The organism is Desulfitispora alkaliphila (assembly GCF_050433185.1).
GTDB classification, from domain to species: Bacteria; Bacillota; Desulfitisporia; order Desulfitisporales; family Desulfitisporaceae; genus Desulfitispora; species Desulfitispora alkaliphila.
The window spans coordinates 1-21,024 of record NZ_JBNPXS010000024.1 but is presented as its reverse complement, the minus strand read 5'-3'; the positions used below and the strand labels follow the sequence as shown (position 1 = coordinate 21,024).

14 protein-coding genes are annotated in these 21,024 nt (G+C 38.1%); 13 read left to right on the top strand and 1 reads right to left on the bottom strand.

Annotation, left to right across the window (positions count from 1 at the left end):
* Nucleotides 1-71 precede the first annotated feature (71 nt).
* From GGQ84_RS09685 to GGQ84_RS09660, 6 genes are all read left to right on the top strand, one after another.
* Entirely contained in the window at nt 72-3,812 is a 3,741-nt protein-coding gene (locus GGQ84_RS09685; protein ID WP_429162116.1) for a PAS domain-containing hybrid sensor histidine kinase/response regulator, read from the top strand.
* A gap of 18 nt (nt 3,813-3,830) precedes the next feature.
* Nucleotides 3,831-4,745, top strand: coding sequence for a diguanylate cyclase domain-containing protein (locus GGQ84_RS09680; RefSeq protein WP_429162114.1), 915 nt, complete (start codon nt 3,831-3,833; stop codon nt 4,743-4,745).
* On the top strand, nt 4,742-7,747 hold the full coding sequence (locus tag GGQ84_RS09675) for a hypothetical protein (RefSeq protein WP_429162112.1): 3,006 nt from the start codon (nt 4,742-4,744) through the stop codon (nt 7,745-7,747). Before GGQ84_RS09680 ends, GGQ84_RS09675 begins: the two co-directional genes overlap by 4 nt.
* Nucleotides 7,748-7,767: 20 nt before the next feature.
* The gene (locus tag GGQ84_RS09670; protein WP_429162110.1) at nt 7,768-9,573 is read left to right on the top strand and encodes an oxygen-binding di-iron domain-containing protein; all 1,806 of its coding nucleotides are present in this window, start codon (nt 7,768-7,770) and stop codon (nt 9,571-9,573) included.
* Nucleotides 9,574-9,589: 16 nt separating this feature from the next.
* Nucleotides 9,590-12,472, top strand: a complete 2,883-nt coding sequence (locus GGQ84_RS09665) for a glycosyltransferase family 2 protein (protein WP_429162108.1) — start codon at nt 9,590-9,592, stop codon at nt 12,470-12,472.
* A gap of 104 nt (nt 12,473-12,576) precedes the next feature.
* Nucleotides 12,577-13,917 carry a Na+/H+ antiporter NhaC family protein gene (locus GGQ84_RS09660; protein ID WP_429162106.1) on the top strand — a complete coding sequence of 447 codons (1,341 nt, stop codon included), beginning with the start codon at nt 12,577-12,579 and terminating at the stop codon, nt 13,915-13,917.
* Between the two features lie 47 nt (nt 13,918-13,964).
* Here GGQ84_RS09660 and GGQ84_RS09655 read toward each other — a convergent pair whose 3' ends face one another.
* Nucleotides 13,965-15,029, bottom strand: a complete 1,065-nt coding sequence (locus GGQ84_RS09655) for a polysaccharide deacetylase family protein (RefSeq protein WP_429162104.1) — start codon at nt 15,027-15,029, stop codon at nt 13,965-13,967.
* Between the two features lie 218 nt (nt 15,030-15,247).
* Between GGQ84_RS09655 and bioB the strand changes: the two genes are divergently transcribed.
* The 7 genes from bioB to GGQ84_RS09620 all read left to right on the top strand — a co-directional run bounded on the left by bioB (nt 15,248) and on the right by GGQ84_RS09620 (nt 20,901).
* Nucleotides 15,248-16,222, top strand: coding sequence for a biotin synthase BioB (gene bioB, locus GGQ84_RS09650; RefSeq protein WP_429162102.1), 975 nt, complete (start codon nt 15,248-15,250; stop codon nt 16,220-16,222).
* 23 nt (nt 16,223-16,245) lie between these two features.
* On the top strand, nt 16,246-18,111 hold the full coding sequence (locus GGQ84_RS09645) for a YgiQ family radical SAM protein (protein ID WP_429162101.1): 1,866 nt from the start codon (nt 16,246-16,248) through the stop codon (nt 18,109-18,111).
* A gap of 127 nt (nt 18,112-18,238) precedes the next feature.
* Nucleotides 18,239-18,661, top strand: a complete 423-nt coding sequence (locus GGQ84_RS09640) for a bacteriohemerythrin (protein WP_429162099.1) — start codon at nt 18,239-18,241, stop codon at nt 18,659-18,661.
* Complete coding sequence (locus GGQ84_RS09635) at nt 18,658-19,116, top strand: chemotaxis protein CheX (RefSeq protein WP_429162098.1); 459 nt, start codon at nt 18,658-18,660, stop codon at nt 19,114-19,116. The genes GGQ84_RS09640 and GGQ84_RS09635 overlap by 4 nt, the downstream gene beginning before the upstream one ends.
* A 113-nt stretch (nt 19,117-19,229) precedes the next feature.
* Nucleotides 19,230-19,397, top strand: a complete 168-nt coding sequence (locus GGQ84_RS09630) for a hypothetical protein (RefSeq protein ID WP_429162096.1) — start codon at nt 19,230-19,232, stop codon at nt 19,395-19,397.
* Between the two features lie 11 nt (nt 19,398-19,408).
* A complete protein-coding gene (locus GGQ84_RS09625; protein ID WP_429162094.1) occupies nt 19,409-20,170 on the top strand; it encodes an ABC transporter ATP-binding protein in 762 nt (253 codons plus the stop codon).
* Nucleotides 20,167-20,901, top strand: coding sequence for an ABC transporter permease (locus GGQ84_RS09620; RefSeq protein WP_429162092.1), 735 nt, complete (start codon nt 20,167-20,169; stop codon nt 20,899-20,901). Before GGQ84_RS09625 ends, GGQ84_RS09620 begins: the two co-directional genes overlap by 4 nt.
* Nucleotides 20,902-21,024 lie beyond the last annotated feature (123 nt).

Here is a 21,024-nt window from a genome sequence, read left to right as displayed (position 1 = left end):
TTACAGTTTAAGCAAGTGTTATAATGGTATATAATAGCACTTTTTTGGGGAAACGGAGAGGAGGAGTTACGTTGATAGAGAAGGATAAAATCGATATATTTCAAGAAATTCCTGCTAACGTGGGACAAGTTTTCTGGATAAGTTCAGCTGACCATAAGCAAATGCTTTATATAAGCCCTGCCTACGAGAGTGTGTGGGGAAGGAGTTGTGAAAGCTTATATAAAGACCCCACTTCATTTCTTGATTCAGTCCATGAGGAAGATAGACCTAAAGTTCTTGCTGAATTTGCAAGATATCTAGAAGGAGAGCAATTTAATTTAGAGTATCGAATTCTCTTACCAGATGAGAAAGTTCGTTGGGTGTCAGCACATTCGTTTCCAGTAAAAAATGAAGATGGCACAATTATAAGACGTACTGGAGTAGCATATGACATTTCTAAGCGCAAAGAAGTGGAGAGACAACTTAAGCAAAAAAACAAAGAGCTAGAAGGATTTTTCAATGTTTCTCTAGGACTAATGTGTATTGCAGATTTGGAAGGAAATTTTATCAAGGTTAATAAGGCCTGGGAAAGAATCTTAGGGTACCCCACTAGTGAAATAGAGCAAAAAAACTTACTTGAATTTGTCCATCAGGATGATAAAGCCAGTACCCAAAATGTTGTGGCTCAACTTCATAAGGGTAAAGAGGTAACAAGCTTTATTAACAGATATGAAAGTAAAAATGGGAATTATCGTATTTTAGAGTGGAGAGCTAATATATATAATAATGTAATCTATGCATCAGCTAATGATATTACAGAGAGTGTCACACTGGAAAAAGAGCTTGAAAAAGAGAAGAACTTTTTAAATCTAATTATCGATAGTACTCCTAATCTTATTTTCTCAAAGAATTGGTACGGAAGATACACGTTGGTAAATGATGCCGTTACAAAATTGTTTGGAAAAGCTAAGGAAGAGGTTATTGGCAAAACTGATTTTAACGTTTTTACTATACCAGAAGAAATAGAGCCCTTTCTAGAAGATGACCGGGAAGTAATGAGGGAGGGAAAGAAAAAAATAATTAACGAAGAAACATTGACAGATAGTGAAGGCAATACTAGGTGGTTTCAGACAGTTAAAGTGCCATTGATCATGTCTGAAGATAGAGAAGAGAGACAAGTATTGGGGATTGCTACAGATATAACAGATAGAAAAATAATTGAACAGAAACTAGAGCAGCAAGAAAAACTCTATCGTGGGTTAGTAGAATCGCAGCAAGACTTGATTGTCCGTGTCGATATGGAAAACAGGTTTACCTATGTTAATGAATCTTACTGCAAGACTTTTGGTAAGGCAAAAGAAGAATTAATAGGTAACTCATTTGCGCCTCTAGTACATGAAGATGACTTAGGAAAAACGTTAGAAGCAATGCAAGACTTAGAGAAACCTCCATATAGAGCATATATAGAACAAAGAGCCAAGACAGTTAATGGTTGGCGTTGGATCGCCTGGGAAGATTATGCTATTAAAGACTCTAATGGAAAAATTATTGAAATACAGGGTGTAGGAAGAGACATTACAGAACTAAAAGAGGCAAAACGAAAGGCCGAGGAAGCAAACAGGGCTAAGAGTCAGTTTTTGGCTAATATGAGTCATGAAATACGTACACCTATGAATGGAATAATTGGCTTAAGTCATCTTGCTTTAAAGAAAAGTCAGGATGAAGGGGTAAATAAATACGTGAGGAAAATTAAGGATTCTTCTAATTTATTATTAAATATTATTAATGATATTCTAGACTTTTCTAAAATTGAAGCAGGTAGTCTTAGACTCGAGGAGAATACTTTTCATCTTTATGAGGTTATAAAAGATATAGGTGATGCTTTTTCCGATCAAGCGAAAGAAAAAGGATTGGAATTAATCATCAATATATCTCCAGAAGTGCCTAAATACGTCTCAGGAGACGACTTAAGATTGAGACAGGCACTGACTAATTTAATAAATAATGCAGTTAAATTTACAGACAGAGGACAAGTCACCATCTCTATTGAAGTTAAAGAGAATAATGGGGATGCAGTGGAGCTTTTGTTTGCTATAAAGGATACTGGAATAGGAATAGCTGAGGCAAAGAGCGGGCTTTTATTTCAGCCATTTTCTCAGGCAGATGGATCTATTACTAGAAAATATGGAGGCACTGGATTAGGTTTGTCAATAACAAAACGGTTAGTAGAGCTTATGGGCGGAACTATCTGGCTTGAAAGCGAACTTGGCCAGGGATCAATCTTTTACTTTAAAATACTTTTTAGCCTACGGGTTGATGCAGGGGCTATAGAAACCTTTACAAATAGGAAAAGTTTAAAAATACTTATTGTAGATGACATTCGTGAAGATAGAAAAGTATTAGGCGAATTTGTAAAATCTTTAAACTGTCAGTATACCTCTGTGGATTCGGGAGAAAGAGCTTTAAAGGAGATTAATAAATTATTAATACAAGGAAAGAGAAACTTTGATTTAATATTGATAAACTACAAAATAAATGGCATTGACGGATTTGAAACTATAGCACAGATAAAAAAAATACAGGAGCTGGGGACCCCACCTGTGATACTCATGATGAGTAGAAATGATGATGTTGAGAGTACTAAAGCTAGAGCTGATGCAGCAGGATTCGAAGGTGTACTTGTTAAACCTATCGAACAGTCTACATTATTCAATGCAATTATTAACGTGTTTGGGAAAAGAGAAAATCTATTCTCTGTAGAGAATGCTAGCGAAAAAAACAAAAAAATTAATGAAGAGTTATTAGGATTAAATGTCTTATTAGTAGAAGACATTTACACAAATCAAGAGATTGCACGAGAAATCCTAGAACAAGAATCTCTACAGGTAACAGTTGCTGAAAATGGATCTGAGGCACTGGAGTGTATACGTAAACATAACTATGACGTGATATTAATGGATATGCAGATGCCTATCATGGATGGATATAAAGCAACGAAACAAATCAGGGCGCTTACTGATGTAGAAAAAAAGAATATTCCCATTATTGCATTAACGGCTCATGCCATGGCTGGAGACAAGGAACGTTGCTTAGAAGCAGGAATGAATGACTATATCTCTAAGCCCTTTAACCCAGAAGAGTTATTAGCTAAAATTTCAGCATGGGTAGGAATAACAAACAATAACCAAGCAAGAGGAGGTAAATTAAGTACAAAGAAGGAGCAAAAAAGACTTCCCCATTACATGCCTGGCATAAAGGTAGGAGAAGGCTTGCATCGAGTAGGTGGGAATTCTGACTTGTATTTGCAGTTATTAAAAGGTTTTTCTGTGGATGCACTTAGAGTAGTAGAAGAGATTGAAGACGCTTATGAAAAAAGAGATTTCAGTCTACTCAAGACAAGTGTCCATAAGATTAAGGGTGCTACCGGCAATATTGGGGCAACAAAAGTCATGGATATATGCAAAGAAATTGAACTAGAGCTAGAGAAAGGGAGACCCATAGGCAAGTACATTCAAGAACTTACAGGAGAAGTGTCAGAAGTAGTAAACTCAATAGATAAACTTATTAATAATCAGCCTGACGTAATGCCAGAAACAAATTCTTTATTGGAAAAAGCAAACAAAGAAGAGTTAAATAGATTGTTAACCAAGCTAAAGGAACAATTGGAGGAAGATATTTTTATTGAACTGGATTTTTTAATGGAGTTAGAAAAGCACATACCAAGAAATGAAAAATTATTTGAGGAATACTTGAGCCTTAAAAAAGCTATTGAAGATTTTGATTACGAAACAGCGCGAGTTCTTGTAAATGAATTTGAGCAGCTGACAAAATAACTTTTAGGAGGAGAGCAAATGGAAGAAACTGCAGAAAAGCATACCATCCTGATTGTAGATGATTCACGAACAAACATCATGACACTAGCAGAATTACTAAAGGATGACTGGAATATAAAAGTAGCTACAAGTGGCAAAGCAGCACTGCGAATAGCAGAGGCAAAAAAACAGCCAGATATCATTCTATTAGATGTAATGATGCCGGAAATGGATGGGTATGAAGTATGTAAAAGATTAAAAGAAGCACCAGAAACGAAGGATATTCCCATTATATTTGTAACTGCTATGGATAGGGTAGAGGATGAAGAATATGGGCTTAGTTTAGGTGCCATTGATTACATTACCAAACCATATAGTCCCCCGCTTGTAAAAGCACGGGTTAAAAACCATTTGGAATTGAAACAGTACCGCGATATGTTAAAAGAAACCTCTATGATCGATGGTCTTACAGGTATTCCTAACCGGCGTCGCTTTGATGAGGCTTTATCTATGGAATGGAGCCGTGCTGCTAGATATGGCAATAGCCTTTCGTTAGTTATGATTGATATTGATCACTTCAAAAATTACAATGATACTTATGGGCACTTAGAAGGAGACGAATGTCTACGCAAAGTTGCAGCAGCAATGCAAAGTATTCCTAAAAGAAACACTGATATTGTAGCAAGGTGGGGAGGAGAGGAATTTGCTTGTTTGTTGCCAGATGCCGATGAAGCCTCTGCTAACGAGATAGCTGAAGAACTTCGAAAGAAGGTAATGGCCTTGCAAATACCTCATGAAAGCTCTCAAGTCTCTGATGTAGTAACTGTAAGCTTAGGGGTGGCCACTATGGTTCCCCAAAAAGGTCAACAACCTGATGTGCTTGTGAAGAAGGCAGATCAAGCACTGTATAATGCAAAAAAGTCTGGTCGAAATAGGGTGTCAACTGAAATATGAAAAAGAAATTATTTATAATAGTAGCATTTATTGTAATTGGCACTGCTCCATTTTATTTGTGGCAGATAAAACAGCCACATACTTTAGATGTATTCATCTTTAACCAAGCAACAATAGAAAACTCTTACAGAGAGCACAATGGTTTAACTTGGGTTCTAAACCAAAGTCAGTACCAGGTTGATGTGGGAGCTGAACTACCTGCTACCCTTGAGCTCTATGACCTAATCTATATAGCTGATACCTATGGGGGGTTGCAAGCTGATGAACTGGAAAAAATAAAAAAATCACTGTGGAGTGGCACAACATTAATAGCAGAACATAATACCTGTGGCAGTCTTAATCATTTATTAGGGCTAGAATGGACGGGATGGATTGGCCGCTTCTTTGTAGATTTAGATAGAACTGGAGAGGTACCAAAGTGGGCTATTGAAAGCTACGAAAAGCAGGGAAAGGAATGGGAATACTCGGGAAGTGGCTTTTTGTTTGCTAACAATGAAGACAAAGTTATAGTGCTAGATGACCCCATTTATGCTACCACTAAGGGGATTAAATTCAGCTTAACTGATGCAGGGCAGGGGCTTATGAAAAGCGGAAGAAATATTAATTACAACTACTGGTTTAATATTGTGGAGCCTTTAGAGGACACCAAGATCCTAGGGGAATACCACCTATCCATTACAGAAAAGGGAAAAGAAAATCTGGAGGAAAATGGAATACCTGCAACCTTTCCAGCGATTATAAAAAACCCAGCAGGTTTATATGAAACCTATTATTTTGCAGGTAGTTTTGCCCGTATGCTCTCTACGCCAAGCTTCTATCAAGCTAAAGGAATTCACCATATTCAAAGGCTATTTACATCTAATACAGTATTAAGTGAGGATGTTTTTTACTGGAGGGCCTATGTGCCTATGATGAAATCCTTACTAGATGATATTGCCCTAGGGGAAGGGTACAATGTAGCTGTAGAACCTGACCTTTACAAAGCAGATGAGGTGGAGCTACTAGCTCGGACTAATCAAGAGTTAATAGAAATATATATAGAGGGAGAATGGCGGGAAATGCCCATTCTTGGGATGAATATTGGAATGGCTAAGCCGGGGAAGTGGTTTACAGAATTCCCCGAAGCTGAAGAGACATATACCCGCTGGTTTAAGAGGATTTCTGAAATGAATGCAAATACAATCAGGGTTTATACTCTTCAGCACCCCTCCTTTTATCGAGCATTGTTAAAGTTTAATGTGCAGAATCAAGAAAATCCCATATATTTAATGCAAGAAATATGGCCTGAAGAGCATCCCCCTGATGATAACCTTCTAGGCCGCCAATACCAAAAGGAATTTTTAAGAGAGATAGAATTAGTAATTGATGCCATTCACGGGAACGCAGTAATCCCTGAGAGAAGGGGTAGGGCCTGGGGTGATTTTTATGCGGATGTTTCACCATATACTATTGCATACCTAGTGGGCAGAGAGTTTGAGCCAGAAGAAGTAATTAGTACTGATGAATTAAACTCTGGATTTACTTTTGAAAGCGATTACCTTAGCATGCTCAATGGAAGTCCTACAGATGCATGGTTTGCTAAGAACTGCTCCTATGTGCTGGAATATGAGGAAGCTCAATATAATAGACAAACTCCCGTGGCAATAGTGAGCTGGCCTACCTTAGATCCCATGGAGCACCCGGCTGAGTGGAATGAGCAGGGGGATAAATCGCTGGAATACAATGATAAAGTATCTATTGATATAAGGAATATCACTGTGGGAGAAAAAACCAAGGCAGGCTTTTTTGGTGCCTATCATATTTACCCTAACTATCCGGACTTTATGAATAATGAGCCATCCTACGCATCCTATAGAGATGAGCAAGGAGAATTTCGGTATGGGGGATACCTACAGCATTTTTTAGAATACCATCAGGGGTATCCAGCCCTAGTAGCTGAATTTGGACTTGCCACAGGTATGGGCAATGCCCACAGCAACCCCAATAATTATCATCACGGCAGCATGACTGAAGAAGAGCAGGGAAAAGGCGTAGTGCGGATGATGGAAGCTATTTTTAACGAAGGATATATGGGCGGAGTAATCTTTGAATGGATGGACGAATGGGCGAAGAAAACATGGACCACAGAGCCATTTATGGTGCCCTATGAGCACAATGTTTTTTGGCACAATGCAATTGACCCTGAACAAAACTATGGGATTATGGCCAATGAAGCAACAAAGCCCAAAGAGCCAGAGCTTACACTTCAGCCCATAGATGCTACAGCTAAACCAATTATCCATAAAGTTGAACTCAGGGCAAACGAAACCTTTTTCTTTATAGATATATTATTGGATGAGAAATTTAATTTTAATGAGCATGAGGTTTTAATTGGAATAGATACTTACGGTCGCAACAAAGGTGAGTTTTACTTTAGCCAGGATTTAGACATAGAAGCACCATCAGGAATGGAATTTCTAGTAGAGCTTTTAGGTAAGGATAAAGCTAGGCTACTAGTCACACCATCCTACAACAGTAGCAACATGGCCTTTTCCTCTACATACAGTAGGGATGCTGTTTTTGAATTAATACAACCTCTAATAAACAAAGAGCGGGTTACTAAAGGTGGCACAAGGATTGAAGCAATTTATGAGGATGCCAGCAAACTGAAGTACGGTGATCAGATTGGCTCAACTAATTACTGGTTATACCAGAACAATGAAATTAATTTGCGACTGCCCTGGGGCAGGATAAGCGTGACTGACCCAACTACTCATAGAATTCTAGATGACCCTAGGGAATACAACTATTATCCTGAGCGGGATACATTTCACACCAATACCACAGAGGGCTTTTTAGTATATTTGATGGTAATAAATAAAAGGGATGGGGAAATACTTCAAAAGCTGTTCCAAAATCCTGAAAAGCCCTACTTGTGGGAGTCATGGGGAGAGCCCCGCTACAGGGAGAGGTTAAAAGATAGCTACTATTACATTCAGGAATACTTTAGCACTTTCAATTGAGGATAATTAAGGGGGAGGCAATGAAGCAAACAGTAACAAGAACACTTACAAAAATTGATGACAGCGGCGTCTATCAACTAGGTTTTAGGGAGAAAGACTTCAGCGTAATTAGCAGTGCATATATTATTATTGATCAGTATCTTGATGATAGTGAAGGTACTTATAAAAAGGAAGTTGTCATTATTGATCCTGGTTCGGTTATAAATGTCTCAGAGTTGAAGGATATCTTAACAAAAATAATTGAGCCCGGAGAATTAAAATATGTTATCTTACAACATCAGGACCCTGATTTATGTGCAGTTATTCCATTTTTGGAGCACCTGTATGGATTATATCAGTATGTGGCCCACTGGCGCGGTGCCGTATTGATTAAACATTATGGAATTAAGAATCCTTTTTACTTTATTGACCAGAGGAATTTTAAATTACAGCTAAAAAGCGGTAGAGAGCTTTTGTTTTTTCACACACCCTATGCCCACTCTCCCGCCGCCATAATGACATATGATACTAGAAGCAAAATTCTGTTTTCGGGAGATTTATTTGGAGCCTTTTCCACGGATGAGTACAAGGAATTAGATGAAAGTTATTTGAAGGCTATGGGATTATTCCACGAAAACTATATTCCATCCCAAGAGATTATGAAATTGATGCTAGCTAGAGTTGAAAAAATAAAGAACCAGCTAGGCATAAATTTAATTGCGCCTCAGCACGGGTTGATAATTGACAAATCAAATACTGAAAAGGTTATTGCCAAGCTTGGCCAGATAAACTGTGGAAAGTACTTGATCGATCTTGAAGAAGAACTCCTACCAAAAGTAGAAGATATGGGAGAGATAGATAGTGAAATAACTCCCTATATAAACTTGATTGACTATATGTCTCAAGAGATGGAGGGCTTGTATAACCAAAATCGCATGCTAAACCAGAAAATGGAAGAAATCGGTGATAGTATTAACAAAGACCCTTTGACAGGCCTATACAGGAAACAATATTTTGTGGATTTTTTAAATAAACTATTGGAAGAGATTCAATTATCTGATTTAAATAAAGCATGTCTAGCTGCTTTTAGCATAGACAATATAGCCAATATAAACCAACGGCACGGTGAAAAATATGGAGATCGCATTATAACTAAAGTGGCTGAAACTGTAAAGAATAACCTGCCTGCAAACTATATGGTTTTTAAGTACCTAGGACCAACTTTTTTTATTATATTTCCAGAAGTTGAATTAGAACAATGTAGGGCTGAAATGGAGGCTGTTAAAAACAAAATTTTACAAGCCAGCTTAGAATGGGAGCAGGTTAATATTAGCGGTGGTATAACCCCTATAAACAAAAGGGAGATAGCCCAGGATGGGAGCACCTTAATCGAGCACACATTGCAAAAAATTAAAGTGGGGCAAAAGCAAGGCGGCAACAGAGTTATTCTCAATCTGGATAAGCTACAGCTAAAGGTCACTAAAAAGGTATTAATAGCCGACCCCAATGAAGTGAGCAGGAGGATTATTGCTAATATTGTGCAGGGACTAGGATTTGATTCAGTTGTAGCCGCTGATGGGGTAATAGCACAGGATATAATAAAAAAAGAGGAGGTTGACATGGTTATTTGCGAAGCGCTACTAACTAAAAGAGACGGCTATTCCTTGCTGAGCTTTATAAAAACGGATAGCTATTATACAAATATCCCTGTGGTATTTGTTTCTTCAGTAGACTACCCTGAAAAAGTAACCAAAGCCTTGAAAATGGGGGCTGCCGATTACTTAGTCAAGCCCTTTTCAACTGAAATAATGAGAACCAAGATAAAGCTACTACTATCCAAGTCATAAAAGGAAAGGTGAAACTATGGAGCAATTAGCGATTCAACTTCTGATTATATTTTCTCTTATAGTAATACTCTTTTCTGCATTTCTATTTTTTAGGCGACTGTATATTTCTGAGCAACATAGAAAAAAAAGCCAGAGGCAGAAGGTAATCGCTCAAATATATCAAAACTATGTGGACGGAATTATATCAGAAGGTGAGTTAATAGATGCATTGGAAGAATCCGAAATTTACAATAAAGAAATGATAATCTTAGAGGTGCTGTTAGAATACGCCAATATATGTAGCACACTTCCTTCTAATGCTGCTTTAGAAAAACTGGGAATAATTAATTTATTGAAAACCATGTTATCAAGTAGGGCAGGATGGAAAAAGGCGACAGCCTTGAATGCCTTAATAAAATTCAATATAACAGGCTTTGCAGAGGAAGCTGAAAAGCTTTTGGCACATAAAGAAGAATTGATATCATATACAGCAGCAGAATACTTAATAACAATTAAAGAATTAGAGAAGCTAGATAGAATAATTAAAATACTGTCCCAAACGGACGATTGGTATCTACATCATTATGCTCAAATTTTTGCTCAATACCAAGAAGAAGCATTTCACATACTTATGGCACATTACAATTCAACAGTTCTTCTTAGTGAAAAGCTCTGTATTGTAAAGATGTTAAGGGGATTTACCATTCCTCAAAACGATTCCTTTCTTAAAGAGCTAGTTTTTACAGAAGACAAAATCATTAGAGAGACAATCGCTGAATATTTGATAGAAAAGGATCCTGGATATCTGGTGCAAAACAACTTTTCCAATGACATAAGCCCATATGTGAGATCCCTGTACTTTCGCGGTTTTATGGAATTAGGGTATGATGATTCCAACCTACAGGTGTTACTTACTCATTCACTAGACAAGTCTGAGGTTATTCGCAGGAGTATCGTAGCCGCATTAACTCATTATTGCCAGACCAATCCAAAGACAATCGAATTTTTAGAAGAAAATCTGGTTAGATTTCATGAGTACGATAAGGCAATTATTCATGTGTTTGACCAGTTGAATATTACCGATGACTATATTAGAAATTTAATAAGGCCAGAGGGTGAACAAAAGGCCCGCACTATTCTTAAAAAGTACTTAGAGCTAGGAGAACTAGGGGATATTCTCAGATTTTTGAGCACCTCAAGAAATGATAGTATCAACAAGAAGCTTACAGAATTGGTCTGTGAGTACGCCAATTCTCAAGATCTTGAGAATAATAGCGACTTGCTGGAAAGGACTCAAGAGCCGTATAAATCCAAAATAAAAGAAATTATTAGACCCAACCTGATAAGACAAGCTGAAAAAACAGAGGATAAAAATATTAAACAGCGCTTGATTTTACTAAGTGTTTTGATAACGGTAATTATAGCTCCCTTTATTATATTCGGATACAAAAATCTCAACCTACTTTTACAGCATAACATCTCTCTGTTTATTACCTATTTAATTTTGGATTTTAATAAGGCGATTATATTTTATGTGGCAAGTATTAATACAATCTATTTGATTCTCAACTTTTTATCTTATGCAGGGTTGAAAAGGTACAGTGAAAAGAAGAAAGCATGGCAATTGGGAGATTATTTTAAGAGAAAGTTAATACCACCTATCTCAATTATTGCACCCTGCTACAATGAATCTGCAACAGTTATCGAAAGCATCAATTCACTGCTCAACATAAGATACCCCAGGTTTCAGGTAGTGGTTGTCAATGATGGCTCTAAGGACGATACTTTGGCCAAGTTAATTGGCTACTATGAGCTGGAGAAAACTAATTATATATATAGAGAGATGATTCCCACATCTAAAATTAGAAATACATATAGCTCAGTTAGGTTTGACAATTTGGTAGTTGTGGACAAAGAAAATGGTGGTAAGGCTGATGCGCTCAATGCAGGTATTAATATAGCAGAGCACCCCATATTCTGTGCTATCGATGCTGATACACTAATTGAAGGAGATTCCTTGATAAATGCTTCCGCGCCCTTTTCCTTTGATCACCTAAAAACAGCAGCCACAGGTGGAAACATCAGGGTTATAAATAACTGTAGAATAGATAACGGGGTCATAGAAAAGTTTAATATTCCAAGAGGTACTGTAGAAAATTTTCAGGTTATAGAATACATTCGAGCTTTTACAGGTGGAAGAATCGGCTGGTCCTACTTAAATAGCCTACTAATTATATCAGGAGCCTTTGGCTTGTTTAAAAAGAGGATGGCCTTTAATATTGGCGGCTACAGCACTAAGGAAAGTCGGAATTTAGATACTGTAGGCGAGGATATGGAGCTAGTTGTTTCCTATCACAAATATCTAGCTAAGAGGAAAGAGAAATATCAAATCACCTTTTGTCATGACGCTAATGGCTGGACAGAGGTGCCTAATGACTTAAAATCGCTTAAAAAACAGAGGAATAGGTGGCAACGGGGTTTAATTGAGGTGCTGACAAGTAACTTCAGTCTGTTTTTTAATCCCCGGTATGGCCGGGTGGGAACAACTGCTTATCCATACTTCTTCATTTTCGAATTTATAGGCCCTTGGATAGAGGTAATGGGTTATGTTTTTGTGGTTTTAGCTTTATTTATGGGTATTTTAAACCCATCTATTTTCATATTATTGTTTGTATTTTCTGTTCTCTTTGGGATAATCATTTCTCTTTTTGGACTGTATATTGATGAAAAAGAGAGCATAAGGTATAGCAATAAGGAGTTCTTTAAACTACTGGGTTTTGCCTTTATAGAAAACTTAGGCTTTAGACAAATGGGAGCATTCTGGCGGGCAGGAGCATTTATCAGCTTACTTTTAAATAGGCAAGGTTGGGGGACTATAACCAGAAGAGGTTTTGCTCCAAATATTAGCCAAGGACAATAAACATAAGTTTAGCTACTTGACAGAATCTCAAAAATCAGCGATAGTTTTATGGTGTGTACTTTTTGGTTTTAAACTATAATCTATCGCTGAAAGGGATGAAACAAATGAATGAAGAAACAAAGCCAAATGGTTTTGCACTTATTCCATTTCTAGTCTTCGTAGCAATTTTTTTAGGAAGTGGCATCCTCCTAGAATTGCAAGGGGTAGAATATGCTTTTTATCAGCTACCAGCTCCTGTGGCAGCTATGTGCGGTATTATTACAGCATTTCTGTTGTTTAAAGGAACTGTTGAAGAAAAATTTAACGATTTAGTTAAGGGCTGCGGCAATAAAGATATCATAATTATGTGCATTATATATTTGTTAGCTGGAGGATTTGCAGCGGTTACTAAAGCTATGGGCGGTATTGACTCCACTGTGAATCTAGGCCTTACCTATATCCCAGCTGAGTATATAACCGCTGGAATTTTTTTAATTTCTGTATTTATTTCGGTAGCTACCGGGTCCTCGATGGGTTCAATAGCAGCTGTTGCTCCTATTGCTGTGGCCTTAGCCCATACAGCAGGGCTCAACATGCCATTGACCTTAGCTGCAGTTTTAGGAGGTTGCATGTGCGGCGACAACCTTTCAATTATTTCGGATACTACTATTGCAGCTACAAGAACTCAGGGCGTAGCCATGAAAGATAAATTCAAGGTAAACTTTTTTATTGTGCTGCCAGCACTTATAATTACAGTAATATTACTTCTGATTTTTGGTAGGCCGGAGACGGTAGTGGAAATAGAAACTCATAATTACGATTTAATAAAAGTGATGCCTTATATTTTTGTTTTAGTTGCTGCTATTGCAGGCATGAATGTCTTAACTGTCTTAACTGGAGGTATCCTTATTTCCGGCACTATTGGGTTAGCCTATAGGGAATTAACTGTATTGACTTTCACTCAAGAAATTTACAATGGTTTTAATAATATGTTTGAAATTTTCTTGCTTTCTATGCTCACAGGTGGACTAGCATACATGGTGACAAAAGCAGGAGGGATACAGTTTTTACTGGAGAAAATTCAAAGCTTTATTTCGGGTAAAAAATCAGCTGAGCTGGGAACAGCTTTTCTAGTTTCTGCAACAGATGCTGCCGTGGCAAATAACACGGTTGCCATTATAATTAGTGGGCCAATAGCTAAGAAAATCAGCACTAAATTTCAAGTGGATCCTCGCAGAAATGCTGCCATTCTGGATATATTCTCTTGTGTTGTTCAGGGAATGATACCATATGGTGCTCAGATGTTATTGATAGCCAGCCTATCAATGCATGCGGTATCCCCTTTGCAAATTATACCGCTGCTGTGGTATCAGATTCTCTTGGCACTGGCAGCCATAATATCCATTTATCTGCCCTTTGCTAATGGAGTCATTAACAAAAACCCTTGGAAATGGGAGCAAATGTAGTATCAAAAATCCCTAGCGTATAATCGCTAGGGATTTTTAGTGTGTAATTATCGATATGCAGGGATGTCTAGCAGTTCGTCCACAGTTACAAAAACATACCCCTCAGCCCTTAAAGTATTGATTAGTTCAGGGAGAGCTTCTACTGTGGCGGCCATGCTCGTACCTTCACCACTTGCTGAATGGAATAGCAAAATAGCTTCTTCTGTTACATCAGGTAGAGTATTAATCAGGATCTGCTCTACATTTCGATCGCGCCAATCTACAGAATCAACTGACCAGTTGATTACTTTATAGTCTAATTTCTCTAGCTCTGTCATGGTGTTATAGTTTACTGCTCCATATGGAGGGCGCATTAATTGTGTTCTCAAGCCAGTTATATCGTTTAGAATATTTTCCGTTCTTATCATTTCACTAATCAAGCGGTCCTGAGATACTTTTCGTAAATCAGGGTGGGACCAAGAGTGGTTCCCAAGCACATGACCCTCTTCTACAATTCGGCTTACTACCTCAGGATATCTTTCTGACCTACTACCCATTAAGAAGAAAGTTGCTGGCACTTGGTATTCCTTCAAGACGTCTAACACTTGTGGTGTGTATATTTGGTCTGGGCCATCATCAAAAGTTAAGGCAATACGGTTAGTATTAGAGCCTCCTTTTAGATAAAAGGTATCAGAAAATTGTCTAACTAATTGGGATACCGTGTATTCAAAGGATGACTCGGGCGGTACTAAATTAGCACCCTCTGGGACTTGTAGTACTTGTCCTACAGACAAGTAGCTCCAATCAGATAAACTGTTTGCTTCTGCTAAATCATCCATGGATACCCCAAGGTGTTGTGCGATTTTATAAAGGCTGTCCCCTAACTGAACTCGATAACTAGTCTCTTCATTAACAGGTATGATTAATGGCTGGTTTGCAAAAATTCTTTCTGGATTTGCAATATAACTGTTGTTCTCTAGAATTTCATCCATAGTCAAATCATACTTTTGAGCGATAAGGTAGATGCTCTCACCAGGTGCAACTCGGTGAACTTGCATAGCGTGAGAGTGATAGGGCATAACCAATAATGCAATACCTAAGATAAACACTAAAAACTGCAATGTCTTTTTCATTATGCTAAATCCTTTCTTGTATATATTTTTTTACCAAAAGGCTACATACGATTTATGCAAAAATGTATATAAACCTAAGACAATACTTTCGGCATTAAATCACCATATCCTACAAGTAAATAATGGGAGAGTATTGTCAACCTGGTAGCAGCGGTGTGTTTACAATGATTTAATTATTGGGTATTATAGAAGCAAGCATTTTGATGGGAGCTGATAATATGAAAGAATATATTGCAAATATCGAGAGAAAAATTTTAGCAGGTCAGCAGATTGACTTTAGTGACGCTATTAAGCTAAGTGCCTTGGAGAAAAAAGAGGACATAGATCAGCTGTGCAATAGTGCCAATAACATTCGGGAGTTTTATTGGGGTAATAGGGTAGACTTATGTAGCATCATGAATGCTAAGTCAGGGCGATGCTCAGAAGACTGTAAGTTTTGTGCCCAATCCAGCCGTTATAATACTGGTGTAGAGACCTTTGATTTAGTATCCATAGAAGCAGCAATAGAACTGGCAAAAGAAAACCAAGCTGAAGGGGTTAACAGATTTTCTCTTGTTACTAGCGGTAAAGAGATTAGAGAAAGCGACTTTCAAAAGGTGCTTGAGATATACAACTTATTGCAAAGAGAGGTAAGAATGGATTTATGTGCTTCTTTAGGGATAATCGGTTATAATAAGTTATTGAAACTAAGAAAAGCGGGTATAACTATGTATCATCACAACTTAGAGACTAGCAGGGAGTACTATCCAAAAATATGCACTACTCATAGCTACGAAGAGAGAATTGATACTATCAAGGCAGTCCAAAAAGCTGGTATGGCTGTCTGTTCTGGGGGAATTATAGGCTTAGGAGAGAGTATGGCGGACAGAGTTAAACTGGCTTTTCAATTAAGGGAACTAGAAGTGAGATCTATACCAATTAATATCCTAAATCCCATTAAGGGAACTCCACTAGAAAACACAGAGGTAGTTAGTGAAAGTGAAATTCTAAAAACCTTTGCCCTCTTCAGGTTCATAAATCCTAGGGCAGCTATAAGACTTGCTGGTGGCAGAGATTTAATTGCTAACCATGGTAAAGTTTGCTTTAAAGCGGGAGCTAATGCTACAATTACAGGAAACTACCTAACTACTTCAGGTAACAAAATAAGAGATGACAAAAAAATGATAAAAGAGTTAGGTCTAAGTTTAGATTAACTTAACTTAAAGGAATGATAATAATGGATAGTTTTTTACCAATAAGTAAACAAGATATGCATGATAGAGGGTGGGATCAGTTAGACTTTATTTTGGTTTCTGGTGATGCCTATGTAGACCACCCATCCTTTGGAGTGGCAGTTATCGGCAGGGTGCTAGAGAGTAGGGGCTATAAGGTTGGGATAATAGCTCAGCCTAAGTGGGATAGTGCTGTAGGTTTTAAAGCGTTGGGGAAACCTAAGCTGGGTTTTCTCATTACTGCTGGAAACATTGATTCCATGGTAAACCATTACACAGTAGCTAAGAAAAAGCGAAACGATGATCTTTATTCTCCAGGAGGAGAAGGAGGGCATAGGCCGGATAGAGCCTCTATAGTCTACGCTCACAGGGCTAGGGAGGCATATAAGGGTGTTCCCATAATCTTAGGTGGAATCGAAGCTAGCCTAAGACGATTTGCCCATTATGATTACTGGTCAAACAAAATCAGAAGGTCAATTCTTTTAGATGCCAAAGCTGACCTGTTAGTTTATGGAATGGGGGAACAGCAAATAGTGGAGATAGCTGAGGCGCTAGAGAGCGGCATCCCTGTAGAAGAAATAACCTATGTAAAGGGAACTGTATATAAAACTCAAGACAAAGAAAGAGCGCATGAACCGCTATTCCTGCCTCACTACGATGAGATATTGGAGTCAAAGAGAAAGTATGCAGAAAGCTTCCTGCTTCAATATAAGAATATGGACGCTATTTGGGGAAAATTCTTAGTAGAGCCTTACAGGGGTTATTACATAGTTCAAAATCCTCCGCCTGAGCCTCTGAGCCAATCCCAACTAGACCAAATATATTCACTTCCCTACATGAGGACATACCACCCTAGCTACGAACAAGCAGGGGGGATACCCGCAATCAAGGAAGTGAAATTCAGTTTAATTAGTAATAGGGGCTGCTTTGGCAGCTGTAACTTTTGCGCTCTTAATTTTCATCAAGGGAGAGTTGTTCAGGCCAGAAGTCATCGCTCTATTTTGGCGGAGGCTGAGAAGCTAGTGTGGGAACCTGATTTTAAGGGGTATATCCACGATGTGGGTGGACCTACAGCTAATTTTCGCCACAAAGCTTGTGAGAAGCAGGAAAAGCACGGAGTTTGTAAGGACAAGCAGTGCCTATACCCCAATCCATGTAAACAGCTTAAGGTAGATCATGATGATTACCTAAAGCTATTGAGGAGATTGAGGGAGCTTCCCAATGTGAAAAAGGTCTTTGTCAGGTCAGGAATAAGGTATGACTATTTAATTCACGATAGAAATGATAAATTTTTCAAAGAGCTCTGTGAGCACCATATTAGTGGCCAACTAAAAATAGCCCCTGAGCACATATCATCTCAAGTATTAGATAAGATGGGCAAGCCCACTAGAGATGTTTACGAGAAGTTTACTAGTAAATACAACAAAATTAATGAGCAATTGGGGAAGAAGCAATTTTTAGTACCTTATCTCATGTCTAGCCACCCAGGGTCAACTCTTAAGGATGCTATTGAATTAGCTGAGTACTTAAGGGATCTAGGCTATATGCCTGAGCAGGTTCAAGATTTTTATCCTACACCAGGAACCCTTTCTACCTGTATGTATTACACAGAATTAGACCCAAGAAATATGAAAAAAGTATATGTGCCTAAATCTCAGCGTGAAAAGGCTATGCAGAGGGCATTAATACAATATAGAAAACCGCAAAATTACAAACTAGTTTATGAAGCTTTAACCAAAGCTGGAAGAACTGACTTAATCGGTTTTGGGAAAAAGTGCTTAATCCGACCACCAAGACAGCAAGAACCCTCAGGGAGAAATAATAAACATAATAAAAATAGGAACAAAAAGCAAAGAAGAAGCAGGCAATAGAGTTATGGAAAAGTTCTCGGGGAAACCCGAGGGCTTTTTATTGTTTTATTCAACCACCAGCAGGGAATTAGTGCTAATAAAAGAAATAGATAATAACAACTAAAACTAATAAAGGTGGTAGGTTAAGATGATGTGGAAAGATAAATACAAAATTGGCGTGCCAACTATTGATCAGCAGCACGAAGAACTCTTTAATCGCGTATCAGCTTTTATCCAAAAAGTAAATCAGGAAGGTGATTGGGAGGAAAAACTTGAAAAGGTCAAGGAAACCATGGCCTTTATGCAGGAGTATGTAGTTTTTCATTTTGACGACGAGGAGAAGTATCAGGAGAAAATTAATTATCCGGACCTAGAAAATCACAAAGAAGCTCACAAGAAGTTTAAACAAGCTGTTAACAATTATGCCAAACGACTTGAGCAGGAAAACTATACGCAAGAATTAGTTCAGGAATTTAGCGGTAAGCTTATGGCTTGGCTAATTATGCACGTTGCAGCAACAGACCAGAAAATAGGAAAGTATGTGCAAGAGCGTGGGGGTGAAGAGATATGAAAGTAGAATATGTAAACCCTTTCTTTAAAGCTACAAATGAAGTATTTAACCTAATGTTAAGTGTGGAGACGGAAAAAGGAGAGTTAAGTGTAGTTGAAGACATGGTCTCCAGTAAAGAAGCAAATGTTGTCCTGGGAGTAACGGGAGACCTGCGCGGCAATATTTTGTTTAGCTTTCCCAAAGAGATGGCATTAGAAATGGTCAAAATTATGTCAGGTATGGAAATGAATGAAATTGATAGCTTTGTATCCTCGGCCCTAGGAGAGGTTGCAAATATTATCGGGGGCAATGCCATAACAAATCTATCTGAAAATAATTATACATGTGATATAGTGCCACCTCAGATTTTTGTAGGACAGTACAAGTCACTTTCCATGGCATCAGGGAAAGCACTATTAGTGCCCTTAAAAACAGACATTGGTCAACTTGATCTCCATATATTCTTAAAAGAATAGCAGAAGACACAGGATTTTTGGATTTTTTATCGAAATATACCCTGTTTGAATAATTTTAATATGGGGGAATTACCAGACCCTTTGGCAACATTAGCTGAGTAGAGAAGGCTAGAGTGCCAAAGCCAATTCAAGATAATTATCAGTTACCTAGATTTTCTCCTTTAAGTCTTCCTGAAGAAAGTGGTATTATTAGAGTTGTAGACTGGATGGTGGAAAAGGAACTGTTAGAGCGAACTTATAACTACGAAGAGTTAGTTACGAATAAATTTGTTTCAAATTAGGAGAAATCATAGTGCAATTAAAGAATTTAGACATAGTGTATAAACAACAAAATAGCGATACTTTAGTTAGGGCGGTAAAAGGCTTTAATTATGATTTTCACAAGGGGAAGACTTATGCTATTATTGGTCCCTCAGGATGCGGGAAGAGCTCACTCCTATTGGCTATGGCAGGTTTGCTTAAACCCACAAGCGGTACTGTGAAATGGATGGGGGAGTCTATTGTAGAACCACATCCATCAATATCGCTAATTTTGCAAGACTATGGTCTCTTTCCTTGGAAGACAGTTTGGGAGAACGCATGTCTCGGACTAGTTTTACGCAATCAGTTGGATGCCAAAGGAAAAGAGAAGGTAAAGGGAATTCTAGAGTATTTAGGTTTGTTCCAGTACTTAGATCGCTTTCCAAAAGAGTTGAGTGGAGGCCAGCAACAACGGGTAGCTATTGCCAGGGCATTGGCAACTGATCCTCAACTGCTGCTCATGGACGAGCCATTGAGTGCTTTAGATGCCTTAACTAGAGAAAGTATGCAGGAACTGTTGGTTAATATTTGGAAGCGAGAAGCAATTACAATGATTATTGTCACCCATAATATTGAGGAGGCAGTATATTTAGGACAAGAAATACTAGTTATGACTGACTTACCTGGTCAGATAGAGCATGTTTTTGAGAATCCCCATGTGGGAAATGCTCAGTTTCGATCTAGTCCAGAATACTATAAATTTTGTGCTAGTATTAGAGCAAAATTAAACGCTAAGGGTGTTGGCAATTTATGATGAAAACAATAAGGTATATTGCCAGTGCTTTCACTCTGTTTTTTATCTGGCATGTGGTGGCAGTGATTGTTGATCGAAATGTACTGCCAACGCCAATTGAAGCGATTGAACAGTTTATACACTACATGTCTAGGGGATTACTGCAACACTTTTTTATTAGTACCTATAGGGTAGTAGTTAGTTTGTGCATTGCCTTTATCCTGGCTGTGCCTCTAGGTTTTTTAATGGGTAGAAATTCAAAAGTGGATGATTACCTAGCTCCTATGGTTTATATGCTATATCCTTTGCCTAAAAGTGTATTCTTGCCTTTACTAGTTGTATTCTTTGGGCTGGGGGATTTGCCAAAGATACTGTTAATTACTATAATTGTTTTCTTTCAGATTTTAGTTACATCTAGAGATGCTGCCAAAGGGGTACCTGAAGAAATGGTTTTATCCATGAAGTCTTTGAATGCATCCCAGTGGCAGATATATCGTCACGTTATTTGGCCCAGTAGTTTACCGAAGATACTGACAGCAGTACGCATTAGCTTAGGTACTGCCGTGGCTGTGCTATTTTTGGCTGAGACATTTGCATCCATAACAGGACTAGGCTATTTTATTATGGATTCCATGGGTAGACAAGCATACAGCCGAATGTTTGCTGGAATAATGGGCATGGGAATATTGGGATTAGGTATGTACTTAATAACTGATTGGATAGAAAATAAATATTGTAAATGGCAAAAATAAAGAGGAACTGTCACTTTGACAGCTCCTCTTTTATGTGTGCCCGGCACGGGCGGTAACTTGGCGGTGAAAGTCCGCTGTGGGCTTGGTAGTGGGAACCACTAGCCAATGACAAGGGTGTCCATC